A 12,977-nucleotide genomic window follows, 5' to 3' on the forward strand; every position below is an offset into this window, starting at 1 on the left:
CGGCGTGCGGCTAGTTGGCTCAGCCGGGAGAGTCGGGGCGCGAGTGGCGTCCACCATAGTAGGGTGCATCCACAGTTTGGCAACTGTATGTGTTGCTTGGCTGCGATTGGCACTCTGTCGCGATATGGTGCAGTAGCGCCTCGCGGTGTTCTGTCAGGTAAAAGTGATCACCAGGAAAACTCCGCGAGCTGTACCTTGCACTGGTATGTATAGCCCATTCGCGCATCTTGCTTGCACACACTTCGGGGTCGGCATCACCCCAGCAAGCCAGTATCGGGCAAGTCAAGATTGGACCTGCCTGGAGGCGATAGCCTTCGATCAGTCGATAGTCAAGGCGCATGGTCGACAACACCAGATGTAGCAGTTCCGGTTGATCGAATACACCGTTTCGGGTTCCGTTCAAGCGTTCCAATTCTGCGCGCAGTTCCGGATCTGGGCGAGTGTGCAACTTGCCCTGCCGTGCATACTGCGGTGCTTCGTGCGCGGAGACGATCAGCCCCGTTGGCGACGGAGCGCGTTGTCGCGCCAGGGCGCGCGCCACCTCGAATGCGATGCAGGCGCCCATGCTGTGACCAAGCAGGATGTATGGCCTGTCAAGCTGCGCTTGCATGGCCCGTGCGATATTAGCGGCGACCTGCGTCAATTGGTCGGGCATGGATTCTGCCAGCCGATCTTCACGTCCGGGGTATTGCACTGCCCAGATTTCCAGCGCGGGATGCCGCCATTGACGAAAAAAACTGGCTGCGCCCGCTGCATGGGGAAAACAGAACAATCGATAGCGGGCATCTTGCCGCCGATGAAAACAACGTGTCCAGAGCATGCGTGTCCTAGGTCTGGGTTGCGGCGGGATGGATTTGCGCCAGCGGGCGCTGCAGCCGACGGAAGATCCACGGGCTGACCAGCATGCCCGCCGCACCGGCGATCAGGAAGGTGGGAGCAAAGCCAATCGACTGCGCCAGCAAGCCGCTTAGCATCATGGCGAGCAGATTGGCCAGGGCTTCGATGGAGTAACACAGCGTGTAGTCGGTGCCCGCACTGTTTGCGGACGCCAACGACATGAACAGGGCGTACATGGGCACAGTCGCCATCACGATGGCGGCATACGCGAAGCCGTTCATCGCGATGGTAGCCGGGATGCTGCCTTTCCCTGCAAGCATGGACAAGCCCAACGCCGCCCAACTGCTGCCGGTCAGGGCCACCAAGGCGCCAATGGTTCGGGGCACGCCGTATGTCGCGCAGGTGCGTGGAGCGGCATGCGCGACGACGGTGGCTATGATCGCCACCAGAGTGGCCGACGTGACAGAAATCAGCCAGAACGGGGCACCTTGCTTAACCAAGAGCGGATTGATGAGGCTGTGCCCGAGCATGGCCGGCAGCTTGTAGGCAAGTACCAGCACGATCAGTGCAGGGGTATAGGGCTGGCGCAGGAAGGTCAAGATGGATGCACCGCCGGCGCTGGCGCTCGTCTGCGCAAAATGCCGCCACACGGTTGCCAATGGAAGGAGTGCGCATAGTGGCAACAGCGCCAGGGCGAGCGTCGTGGCGCGAAAGCCGAGGCCATCAACCAGCACTAGCGCCGTGCTGCCGCCAATCAGCATGCCCAAGCTGAAGCCGGAAGTCTGCACTGCATTGGCACCCAGCCAGCCATGGTCTCGCAGGGTGTTGACAGCGAGAGCGTCGACGGCAATGTCCTGCGTCGCGAACAGCGTGTTGACGACGATCAGCGAGCTCAGCAGCATGGGATACTGGCCGATAGGGTCGAGCCATGCGATCGCGGCGAAGGCGGGTATGCTGACGGCCTGGCAGCAGAAAATCCAGCCGACGCGTCGCCCGCAGCGGGCAAAAAGCGGAGGATTGCGATTGTCAAGCCAAGGTGCCCATAGTCCTTTCAGGACCCAGGGCAGCAGCGTGATGCCGAGCAAGCCCAAGGATGCCAACCCCAGGCCCCGGGTGGTAAGTATGGCGGGCAATGCGATCATCGCATAGCCGCCCGGTACGCCTTGCGCCAGGTACAGCGCGCCCAGGGTGATGAGCAAGCGGCGGTGCGACGGGGGGGAGTGCGTCATGGCGTCTGCTCCGCAGACTCGTCCAGCAGGACGGCTTCGGCCGCGGTAGCATCGGCGCGGTCCAGCGAGGTCAGCGACGAGTAGGCCGGCGGGCCGAGACGGTCGGTGAGGGCTTCCCACGCCAGGCAGAGATCCAGGCTGCGCTGCCCGGCGTGCAGGGGGTCGCGTTGCGCGCGCTGGTCCGCTTCGATCTGGCGCAATTGGCGGGCGATCGCGGCGGGCCAAAGGTCGGTGAGGATGGCATGCAAGGATGTACCATGGCTGGGACCGATCGCGCGCACCATCGGGATGGCGGCGACGGCGCCTGCATCCAGTTGCGCCTCCAGGCGCGCCGCGCCGATGTCCACTCGCGGCACATGAAAGCGGCGGGCCCAGAGCACCGGGCCATGAGTGTCGTGCAGGCACAGGTTGCCGGAGGGGAAGCCAACTGTGATGCGGTGCATCAGATGAAAATAGTTGTCCGGGTCGCGCAGGTCCATTTGGTATTGCAGTCGCAGATGCAGCGGCTCGCCGGGCATCAGCAGCAAGACCCGGTCGCCGGGCTGCAAGCGCTCGGTCATGCGCGCTGCCAGCGCCCGGATCTCATGATCGAGTTCGCCATAGCGCCAGATCCTGGGTTCGGCGGCGCGACCCAGATAGCGCAACGCAATGCGGTCTGGGGCGTGCTGGGCCATGGTGGCAAGGGCCAGGTGTGGTGGAGCCGATGGATTCATGGCGTTTCCTTTTGGCGCTACGTTTGGATTAGAATGCGAATCATTCGTATTTATAAAGTGGTTCGTGCGTGAGGAATGCCCGAATCGGTACGGCGCGTACTCGGATCGGGATTTTTTTCGGGAGGAAATGGCATGCGCAATATGAAAGCGTCGGAATTGTTCGACCGCGGCGCGAATCCGCCCGGCGATGACTGCGGGCCGCGCGCCCAATACGCGGACGGGGGCGGCGGCATTGCCCTGTACCTGGTGCAAGGAGGCGCTCAGGCTTGCCGTACTGCGGTCGATAACGATAGCGATCGGGTGCACTTCAGCTATTGGCTGCGCGGCACCGCGACAGGAACGGCCGCCGGACGTCGGTTCGATGTCGGCAGCGGGCAAGCGGTGGTGGCCTACGCACCTGGCCAGCATTTCGAGATGCAGTTGTCGGCGGGGTTCTGCAATGTCGAGATCATGGTGACGCCCGAGCGTCTGGCCAGCCTGGCGGGCGATGTGCGTCTCAACGACGAGATCTGCCACGGCGGTTGCCTGCACGCGGCGCCGGCTTGCCTGGCCGCGCGCGAAGCGGCTGCGCGACTGGCGCGGCTGATGGCGACAGGTCGGCGTGGCGGCTTGCTGTTAGAGGCGGTTGCCCTGGAAGCCTTGGCCTGGCAACTGGATGCAGGTTGCGGCGACAGCACGGCTTGCCCCTTGCCACGGCGTGAACGCGAAGCACTGCTGTGCGCACGCGAATGCTTGTTGGCCGATCTGGCGCAAGCGCCGACCATCGCCGAACTGGCGCGCACGGTCGGCCTCAATGCCATGAAGCTGAAGCGGGGCTTTCGCCTGCTGTTCGGCACCAGCGTCTACGCGCTGTATCAGCAGGCCCGCATGGCCGAGGCGCGCAAGCTGCTCGATTGCAGCAATGTCTCGGATACCGCGGCGGCGTTGGGTTACAGCAATGTCAGCCATTTCAGCGCGGCGTTCCGCAAGGCGTTTGGCGTGCTGCCCAGCGAAGTCCGGCGGCGCACCGATTGATCCATGCAGACTTGTCTGGCGCGATTGCTCGGCTGCGATGTCGCTTACGGGTTCTGGCGTTTGCGGCCCGACGATGCCAGCCACGATGTGGCGGACTGGCTGCTGCTCGATGCCCGCGAGCGCGAGCGGCAACGCGGCTTCCTGCATCCCGCGGATCGGCGTCGCTTCCTGCAGAGCCATGCTGGCTTGCGCCGGCGCTTGGCCGCCGCGCTGGACGCGGATGCCGCGAGCCTGCTGATCCGTTCCGGTCAGGAGGGCAAGCCGTATCTGCCAGCGCACGACGCGGTCGATTTTAGTCTCAGCCATAGTGGCGACTGGGCCGCATTCGCCTTGTCAATCTCAGGCGGCCTCGCACTCGGGATTGATATCGAGGTCGCGCGCACGCTGGCCTCGCCGCTCGCGTTTGCCCGCCATCCGTTGCCGTGCGAGGCGGCGCAACTTGCCGCGCTGCCACGAACCCGGCGGCAGCTGGCCTTGTTGCGCTGCTGGACGGGCAAAGAGGCCGTGCTCAAGGCACTGGGTCATGGTTTGCTGGCCCCCTTGGACAGCTTTACCCTGCAGCTTGACGACGGTGGTCATCCCATTGCCGTGCGTCGCACGCCGCAGGGAGCGTCATCCGAACTGCTGAGCGGGCGCGCCGTCGACGTGAAAGCCTTGCTGGCGCCGGAGGGCGTAGCGGCGGCGAGCATCGCCGCCGTGACTCAGCCCGGATCCTGAGCCGCCGGCCCGCTGGCCGCCGCTGGGGCGCGATGACGCGCGCTAGCGAGGCTCAGCCCGACCAGCAGCAGTGCACTGCAGACAAAGGGCAGCGCAGGGCCGATGCGGTAGATCAGCGTTGCCACCAACGGCGCGCACACCATGGCCAGGCCTTGCGCGGCTGAGACCGAGCCGGCCGCGATGCCCTGTTCGGCGTGGTCGACCGCATTGGACGCCGCAGCTTGAAAGGCCGGGAACAAGAGGCCCATGCCGGCGCCCGCGAGGGCGCAGGTGAGGATGACGGCGAGCATCGAGGTGGCCGTTGCGGCGGCGGCAAAACCGGCGGCGCCGAGCAAGGCGCCGACGCTCATCCAGCGTTTGGCGCTGACGTGTTTGCGCCAGGAAACCAGGCCTTGCGCGGCGATCAGCGCCAATCCCACCGCCGCCAGCGCCCAGCCGGCGGCGCGCGCGCCCTGCGCCGGATTCAGGTCGAGCCGATCCAGCACGAAGAAGCCGAGCACGAGTTGCGCGCTGACCACGCAATAGGTGCCGAGAAACGCGGCCAGCAAAGGCAGGCGTATGCGCGGGTCCGACAGCGCCAGGGTGCTTGTCTCCCGCGCGGAATGGCCGCGCGCCGGCGGCAGCGCGGGTACGAGCAAGGCGAGCGCCAGCCATGGCAGCAGGGCGGCCGCGTACAGAGGCGCGGACAGCCCCAGCGTGGCGAGGGCGCCGGCGGCGGCCGGGCCAACCACCATGCCGATGGCATTGCCGGCGCCAAGCATCGCCATTTGGCCGACGCGCTGCGCAGGCGCGGCGTGGTCTGCGACCAGCGCGTTCAAGGCCGGGGCGATCGCGGCGAAGAAGGCGCCAAGCAGGCCGCGCAACAGCACCAGCGCCAGGATGCTGACGAGCACGGCGGGCGGCTGCGTCAGCGCATGGTCGACGAAGAGGGCCAGCCCCAGATAGGCCAGGCCGACCCCGATCAGCCCCGCGATCAGCACCGGCTTGCGGCCGCGCCGGTCACTGGCGCGCCCCCAGGCGCGCGCGGCCAGCATCCAGACCAGTCCCGCCGCGGTGACCGTAAGTCCAGCGTGCCATTCTGCCAGGCCGAGCACGCGCACGATGGGACCGATGACGGCGACGAAGGCCATCATCGCGGCCATGCATAACGCGTTGCTGAGTATCATCGGGGTCAGGCGCATCAGTCTTCTCCGGCATTCAATGGATGGGCGTAATCCGTGGGGTTCTGTGCCCGCCACAGACTCGCGTACAGGCCATTGGCGGCAAGCAGTTCGTCATGCCGTCCACGCTCGGCCAGGCGGCCGTTGGCCAGCACCAGTATCTGGTCGGCATGGCGGATGGTATGCAGCCGGTGGGCGACGGCAATCACGGTTTTGCCGGCCGTCAGTTGCGCCACGCCGTGCTGGACCACGCCTTGCGTCAGCGCGTCGACTGCGGCCGTCGCTTCGTCCAGCAGCAGGATGGGCGCGTCCTTGAGCAGCGCCCGGGCCAGCGCCAGGCGCTGGCGCTCGCCGCCGGAGAGCAGTTGCCCGTCCTCGCCGATCGGGGTGGCATAGCCTTGCGGCAGATGGGCGGCGAAATCGTCGCAGCCGGCCGCGCGGCACGCCGCCATCACTTGGTCATCGTCGGCGTTCGGGCGACCGATGCGGACGTTGTCGAGCAGGTTGCCGTGAATCAGTTGCACCTGCTGGAACATGACGCTGATCCGGCGATAGAGCGCATCGGTGCCGATCTCGCGCAATGGCAGTCCGCCGAGCAGGATGCTTCCGCGATCGGGATCGTGAAAACGTGCCAGCAGTTCCAGTATCGTGGTCTTACCCGCGCCTGAGGGGCCGACGATGGCGGTCAGTTCGCCGGCGCGGGCGGTGAAGCTCAATTCGATCAGTGTGGGGGTGTCGACCTGATGGCTGAAGCTGACCTGTTCGAAGGCGATGTGTGCGGCGCCGGTCGGGACGATGCCGGTGTCGGCGGCAAAGGCCGGTTGATGCAACAGCGCCTGGATGCGCCGCATCCCGCTCGCAAGGTAGCGCAGCTCGGCGACATGGGCGGCGGCGTCGAGCAAGGGGTCGAGGATGCGATAGGCCACCAGCAGGAAGAGCAGGCCCGCCGCGGGATCGTCGTGCACAGGGGCGGCGGCGAACAGGAGCAGGCCGAGCGGCACGCCGAGTTCGAGCAGGATGCGATAGAGCTGGACCGGGCCGCCGGCCCAGGCCTCCAGTCCCAGGCTTTGCCGGCGTAGCTGCAGGAACAGCGCGTCGAGCCGCCTCAGCCAGTCTGCGCTGCGGGCGAACAGGCGCAAGGTCGCCAGCCCGCCCAGGAATTCGAGTATCTGCGAGCTGGCATCGCGCAGGCTGTCTTGCAGGCCGCGGGCGCGGCGCATGAACCAGCGGCTGCTTGCCAGCGGCGCCAGGCAGGCCAGCGGCAACACCGCTAGCAAGGCCAGCGCCGGGGCGGGCAGGATCAGGGCCAGCGCGGCGACGGCGAGCAACGGCAGAATCAGCGCCGCGGCCAGTTCGGCGAACAGATGCACGAAGATGGACTCGGTGCGCTGCATGTCTTCGCCCAGCAGCGCGCCGAGATCGCCGAGGCGACGCTGGCGCAGCAGGCCGAGCGGGAGGGCGCGCAGATGGTCGGTGGCGCGTTCGCGCAAGCGCAACGTCAGGTCATAGCCACCGAGAAATCCTAGCAACTGTCCTTGCCAGGCGCACAGATATTGCAGGCCCAGCAGAGCCAACAGGGCGGCGCACAGGGCCGGCAAGGTCAGTTGACCGTGCAGCAAGGCATAGAGCAGGAATAGCGGGGCGAGTGCGGCGCCGCGTTCGGCCACGCGCAGGACGACGCTGAGAGTCAGGCGTCGGGGAATACCTTGCGCGGCGCGCAGCAAGACAGCGAGGCGTCTCATGCGCGCAGCCTCCGTGCCGCGCCGGCGGCATCCTGCGGGGTGGAGTTCGACAGCCATTGGCGTTCCCAGAGTGCTTGATAGAGCGGCACAGTAGCCAGCAAGGCGTCGTGTGGCCCACTGGCGACGACGCGGCCGCCATCGAGCACCACGATCTGGTTCGCCCACGGCAGCGCGTGCAGGCGATGGGTGATCGCCACGATGGTCCGGTGCGGCGCCTGCGCGCGCAGTGCCGCGAGAAACGCGCGCTCGATCAGCGCGTCGGCGAAGGCGGTCGCCTCGTCCAGGATCAGCAAGGGGGTGTCGGCCAGGATGGCGCGGGCAATGGCGAGACGCTGCGCCTCGCCGCCGGATAGCCGCAGGCCGCCTTCGCCCAGCAGCGTGTCGTAGCGCTCGGGTAGGGCCATGATGAAATCGTCTGCCTGCGCCACGCTGGCGGCGCGCCGCAGGGCGGTGTCGCTGGCGACGGGGCTGGCAAGGCGCAGATTGTCGGCGATACTGCCGCGAAACAGAAAGCTGTGTTGGGTGACAACCGCAATCCGTGCTGCCCTGGTGGCATCGGACAAGCCGGCCAGCGCTTGGCCGCCCACCTGGATGTATCCGCGATCGGGCGCGAGCAGGCCGCCCAGCGCCATGGCCAGCGAAGACTTGCCTGCGCCCGAGCGGCCGACGACGGCGACCATGCTGCCGGCCGCCACGTCGAGGTTGATGTCGTCCAGCACGCGCCGCGCGCCGCGTGTCAGGCTCAGTCCGCGGATGCGCAGTGCGGGTGGCGGCTTGGCGGCCTGCGCATCGTCCGGCAGAGCGGGGGCATCCACATTCGACGCTTCCGTTGCCGGACGCAGCAGTGCCGAGATCTTGTCGACGGTCAGGCGGGTTTCCTGCAGCTTGGACGTCAGCGTCACCGCCCGCTGCAGCGGACGCAGCCCGCCGCTGGCCAAGGCCAGCGCCAGCACCAGGCCCGGGATATCGAGTTCGCCGCGCGCATGCAGCCACCAGGCCAGCGGCAAGGTGAACAGCAGGTTGGCGCTGAGCAGGCTGGAAAAGGCGCTCCAGCCCGGCACGATGCGTCTGGCGAAGTCGCTCACGCAGTGGTGGTAGGTGGCGAGCGCCGCGCGCATTTGCGCGAACGAGCGGCTGTCCAGCAGGAAAACCTTCATTACCGGCACGGCGCGTACGTAATCAATGACGGCCGCATGCAGCGTGGCCGTGGCGTGCTGGTAGCGCGCAATCTGCTGCGAGAGATCGCGAAACAGCCAGGCTTGCGCGCCGGTTGCCGGCAGCAGCGTCAGCAGCGCTGCCAGCGCCAGCCGCCAGTCGAGCCAGGCCAACAGCGCGCCGGCCGCCAGCGGCCCGATCACGGCGGCACTCAGGTCGACGCTGTGGTGGGCGATATAGCCTTCAATCTGCTCAACCTCCTGCAGCACCGTGCGCACCAACTCACCGCTGCGGTAGCCCGCTAGTTTGGGCAAGGGCTGCTGCGCCAGCTTGTGGACGATGGCCTGGCGCAGCGCGCACAGCAAGCGAAACGCGGCCTGGTGCGACAGCGCGCCGGCACCGGTGAGCAAGACGTAGCGCGCTGTGCTGGCGAGGGCCAGCCCACCGGCGAGACGGAACCACGCCGACGGTTCGGCAACGCCGGCGACGATCCACTGCGCCGCCTGGTAAAACAGCAGGTAGGGGGCCAGTTCGGCCAGCACGGCGAGCATGACCAATCCCAGCGCCGGCAACAGATAGCGCCACTGGCCCAGCAGCAGGCGCAGCAAGGGGGCAGCGCCGGCATCAGAACGCATAGCGCGCCTCGACGCCGAAGGTCCTTGGCCGATCGAGTACGCGCACGAATCGTTCTGGCTGCCCGCTCGGATCCGGCCGGTAGGCGCCCAAGGGGGTTTTGCGGTCGGTGAGGTTCAGCACATAGGCGGCCACCTCCCAGGCGCGAGTCCGATAGCCTCCGCGCAGATTCCAGCGCGTGTTGGCGGCCAGTTGGGCATCGCCCTCCGCCGAGGTAGGGCGGGTGCCGAGATAGTGCATCTCGGCGCGGCCGAACCAGGGTCCCCGGTTGGTTTGCAGGCCAAGCAGGGCGGTCGCCGTCGGCGTTTTCTCGACACGGCGGCCACCGAGGTCGATGGCGGTCGTTGCCCCGCTGGGACGGAATAGCGATCCACTGCGGTAGTGCGCGCTGATCAGCCCGATATTGGCGTCCGCCTGCCAGCGGGCGTTGGGTTGCCAAACCAATTCGAATTCGATGCCCTTACTGGCCGCGCCGGCGAGGTTGAGCGCGCGATAGCCGGTGGGCAGCCGTTCCGTGGCTTGGATGTCATCGATGCGAGCATAGAACAGCGTGCTGCTGGCCTGCAGGCCAGGCCAGGGCCGGCCCTTGTAGCCGAGTTCGATCTGGCGCGAGCGTTGTGGCTGATACTCGGCCTGGCGCGGGTCGGAGACCGGGTAGATCACGTTGAATCCGCCTGGCAGATAGCCTTCGCTGTAGCCGGCAAACACGGTCTGCTGCGGCCGAAAGGCCCAGGACAGTCCCAGCTTCGGCAGAAAAACCGTCATCGTTTTTCTTGCTTGCAGCGGCGCGGCGAAAGGACGGAAGCTCGCGTCGAGCGAATGGATGGTAACGTCGACCTTGCGCTCGACACGCTGCCAGCGGCCGCCCACGGTCGCCTGCCAATCGGTCCACAGGGGGATGGTCGCTTGGCCGAAGATGGCGCCGGTGCGTTCGCCCAGCGTGCCCTGGGTCTGCAGCAGATCCAGCGGCGGCGAGATCAGGCTAAAGCTATTGTCTCCCCAGTGCTGGGTTTCGCGATTGGCATAGGCGCCGACGATCCATTTCAGCGGAGTGTGATCGACCACCCAGCGCAATTCGGTGGCGGTATTGCGGGTATTGCGGTCGGCGCCGCAGCGGTAGAGCGGCGCCGGACCATAGTCGCAGTCGAAGACGCCGCGATGGCGATTGTCGGTCAGGCTGGCGAGCCATTCGAGCCGGCCCGGCCCCGCCTCATAGCTGCCTTTGAGCAGATGGCGGGTGTTGTGGTTGCGCCGGGCGCTGGGGAGGTCAAAGTCATTGCGGTTGCTGTTGCTGTTGTCGTTCAAGCCGGCGCGATCGACCACGTCCAGGCGGCCGTAGCCATAGCGGCGATTGTCGTCGCTGAACACGTAGTCGATCAGGCCACGCTCGCCAACGGCGAGCTTCAACGCAGCGTTGACATACTGCTCGTCCTCGCGGTCTTCATTGCCGCCACCCGGAAAAGCGCGGGTCAAGACCCCATCGTAGCGCTGTTTGGCCGCATTCAGCTTGAACGAGCCGATGCCGGCTAGCGGCACTTGCACGCTAGCGCCAAGCTGCGCGGTGCCGTGCGAGCCGACGCGGCTGCGCACACTGCCGGAGACCGCATTGGCCGGGCCTGAGCGGGTGGTGATATAGATGACCCCGCCCATGGCGTTGCTGCCGTGCAGGGTACCGGACGGGCCGCGCAGCACTTCAACCCGCTCGATGTCGTCGATATCCACCGCCAGGCTGAAGCGGTCGCTTTGCGGCACGCCGTCGATATAGACCAGGAGCGGTGACGCTTTCTCGAACAGGGAGACATTCAAGCCCCGGTAGTTCCAGTCCGCGACTGCGCTGCCGTATTCGACGTTGGCCATGGAGGCGTTGGGAATCAAGCGCAGCAGATCATCCAGGCGCCGCACATTGCGCTCTCGCAATTCGTCGCCGGAAAACACCGATACCGTTTGCGGGGTGTCCTGCAGGCTCTCGGAAAGCTTATTGGCCGTGACGGCAATGGCCGGCAAGATGGTAGCCGCCGTCTCGGCTGCTGCGGCTGCCGACCACGATGCGCTCTTGACAGCGAGGACTAACCCCAGACGAAAGCCGTAATGGCTGCGATAAGAAAAATACGCCATTGGCGCGCCCTTTATATTCAGAGTCAATGCCTTCGATTCTGTTGGGCGGAGTGATGGGGTGCTACCCGAAGCGGTATTGACGCTACCCGAAACGGCATCAATTTTTTTGAAAACCATGAGAACGAGCTCGAGTGAGCTGCCAGCCAACGATATGGGTAGCATCGCCGATGCCGAAGTGTGGCCAGATTTCCCAGCATGCTGCGTCGCGCCTTATCGCGATCGCCGCACTGTATGTGCCAGCCTGGCGGCATCGCCATGTATCTGACGCGCCACGCCCAGCTATTCTTGGTCAAGCGGATGCATGGCACCGGACACCGCCATCATCCGGCTTGTCAGTCTTGCGAACTAGAAGGGCATTCGTCCGGCTTGGGCGAACTGATTGACGAGGCGGTGCTGGAGCCGACGCCCGGGCCGGTGGTCATGAACGAGAAGGAGACGGCGGCGAAGTCCCGTGTCGCTGGCGAGACGGAGCAGGGGAAGTGGCTGTGGGCAACTGATCAGTGCATACCAGCCTTGCTGGCAATGGAGACCCGCCCGTAGGCAGAAGACGGATTTGCTTCCAGCAGCTACAGGCCCCCAAATTACCCCACGAAAGCCCGAAACTCCAAATACCACCTCACTAGTCCCAACAGACGATGCCCACATCCCGCTTCCCCTGAACAATAGCTTCACCAACCTGCCGCAACCAACGCGGCAGCGAATGAAGTCCAGGAACAGCGAGGAGGCAGCATGATGGACATCCGCGCGCTCGGCTATATCGTGGTCGAGTCCACCGACACCGAACGCTGGCGCCACTATGGCGAGCAAGTGCTCGGCATGGCGTGCACCAACGCCCCTCATGGCGCGCTCTACCTCAAGATGGACGAGCGCGACTACCGCTACCTGATCGTGCCCGGCAAGCAGGACCGCTACCTGGCATCGGGCTGGGAGCTGGCCGGCGAGGCGGCCTTCAACCACGCGCTCGCGGCTTTGCGGGCGGCAAACGTGGAGGTCACGCACAGCAGCGAGGCCGAGCGCATCCAGCGGCGCGCCCAGGCCGTGGCCTGGTTCACCGATCCTTCCGGCAACCGGCACGAGATCTTCTGGGGCATGCGCTCGGATTTCCTGCGCTTTGTCTCGCCCATCGGCGTGTCGCGCTTCGTCACCGATCCGATGGGCGCGGGGCACTCGGTGCTGCCCGCGCCGGCCTTCGACGAAACCTACGCCTTCCTGTGCGATGTGATGGGTTTCGGCCTGTCAGATATCTTCCGCGCGCGCTTCACCCCGGATCCGGCCGAGCCGGAGAAGCGCATCCACTTCCTGCATTGCGGCAACGGGCGGCACCACAGCCTGGCCATCTTCGAGGCGCCCGCGCCCAGCGGCTGCGTCCATGTGATGGCCGAGGTGCAGGACATGACGGAGGTGGGCCGCGCGCTGGACCGTGCGCAGCAGCACGGCGTGGCGCTCTCGGCCACGCTCGGCCAGCACTGCAACGACCGCGTCGTTTCCTTCTACATGAAGACGCCCGGCGGCTTCGACCTCGAGTACGGCTACGGCGGGCTGGTGGTCGACTGGAGCCAGCACGCCGCCTACGAGGCCACCCGGGTCAGCCTGTGGGGCCACGATTTCAGCATTGGATATCGCTAAGACTATGCGCAAGACACTGGACAAGACCATGACCGC

General features: G+C 66.2%; 11 protein-coding genes. 4 read left to right on the plus strand and 7 right to left on the minus strand.

What is annotated here, in order from left to right:
- Positions 1-19: 19 nt before the first annotated feature.
- From P3W85_RS40595 to P3W85_RS40605, 3 genes are read right to left on the minus strand one after another with little or no spacing between them, the layout of a single operon-like run.
- A complete protein-coding gene (locus P3W85_RS40595; protein ID WP_276268960.1) occupies positions 20-820 on the minus strand; it encodes a thioesterase II family protein in 801 nt (266 codons plus the stop codon).
- Between the two features lie 7 nt (positions 821-827).
- Entirely contained in the window at positions 828-2,036 is a 1,209-nt protein-coding gene (locus P3W85_RS40600) for a hypothetical protein (RefSeq protein WP_276268961.1), read from the minus strand.
- A gap of 26 nt (positions 2,037-2,062) precedes the next feature.
- The gene (locus tag P3W85_RS40605; protein WP_276268962.1) at positions 2,063-2,779 is read right to left on the minus strand and encodes a hypothetical protein; all 717 of its coding nucleotides are present in this window, start codon (positions 2,777-2,779) and stop codon (positions 2,063-2,065) included.
- Positions 2,780-2,911: 132 nt separating this feature from the next.
- Here P3W85_RS40605 and P3W85_RS40610 point away from each other — a divergent pair, with 132 nt between their 5' ends.
- Together P3W85_RS40610 and P3W85_RS40615 are read left to right on the plus strand one after the other, a co-directional pair.
- Positions 2,912-3,793, plus strand: coding sequence for an AraC family transcriptional regulator (locus P3W85_RS40610; protein WP_276268963.1), 882 nt, complete (start codon positions 2,912-2,914; stop codon positions 3,791-3,793).
- Between the two features lie 24 nt (positions 3,794-3,817).
- Positions 3,818-4,510, plus strand: a complete 693-nt coding sequence (locus P3W85_RS40615; RefSeq protein ID WP_276268964.1) for a 4'-phosphopantetheinyl transferase family protein — start codon at positions 3,818-3,820, stop codon at positions 4,508-4,510.
- Here P3W85_RS40615 and P3W85_RS40620 read toward each other — a convergent pair.
- The 4 genes from P3W85_RS40620 to P3W85_RS40635 are packed head-to-tail and all read right to left on the minus strand — an operon-like array spanning position 4,495 to position 11,432.
- A complete protein-coding gene (locus P3W85_RS40620) occupies positions 4,495-5,691 on the minus strand; it encodes an MFS transporter (RefSeq protein WP_276268965.1) in 1,197 nt (398 codons plus the stop codon). The genes P3W85_RS40615 and P3W85_RS40620 overlap by 16 nt on opposite strands.
- Positions 5,691-7,412 carry an ABC transporter ATP-binding protein gene (locus P3W85_RS40625; protein ID WP_276268966.1) on the minus strand — a complete coding sequence of 574 codons (1,722 nt, stop codon included), beginning with the start codon at positions 7,410-7,412 and terminating at the stop codon, positions 5,691-5,693. Before P3W85_RS40625 ends, P3W85_RS40620 begins: the two co-directional genes overlap by 1 nt.
- A complete protein-coding gene (locus P3W85_RS40630) occupies positions 7,409-9,202 on the minus strand; it encodes an ABC transporter ATP-binding protein (RefSeq protein WP_276268967.1) in 1,794 nt (597 codons plus the stop codon). The genes P3W85_RS40625 and P3W85_RS40630 overlap by 4 nt, the downstream gene beginning before the upstream one ends.
- Positions 9,192-11,432: a TonB-dependent receptor gene (locus P3W85_RS40635; RefSeq protein ID WP_276268968.1), complete on the minus strand. Its 2,241-nt coding sequence runs from the start codon at positions 11,430-11,432 to the stop codon at positions 9,192-9,194. The genes P3W85_RS40630 and P3W85_RS40635 overlap by 11 nt, the downstream gene beginning before the upstream one ends.
- Positions 11,433-11,510: 78 nt before the next feature.
- On the opposite strand from P3W85_RS40635, the gene P3W85_RS40640 reads away from it, so the two are divergent.
- Positions 11,511-11,855: a DUF1173 family protein gene (locus P3W85_RS40640; protein ID WP_276268969.1), complete on the plus strand. Its 345-nt coding sequence runs from the start codon at positions 11,511-11,513 to the stop codon at positions 11,853-11,855.
- Between the two features lie 189 nt (positions 11,856-12,044).
- The gene (locus tag P3W85_RS40645; RefSeq protein ID WP_276268970.1) at positions 12,045-12,941 is read left to right on the plus strand and encodes a VOC family protein; all 897 of its coding nucleotides are present in this window, start codon (positions 12,045-12,047) and stop codon (positions 12,939-12,941) included.
- Positions 12,942-12,977: the final 36 nt, after the last annotated feature.

This window comes from Cupriavidus basilensis, from assembly GCF_029335485.1.
In the GTDB taxonomy this organism is placed as follows: Bacteria; Pseudomonadota; Gammaproteobacteria; order Burkholderiales; family Burkholderiaceae; genus Cupriavidus; species Cupriavidus basilensis_E.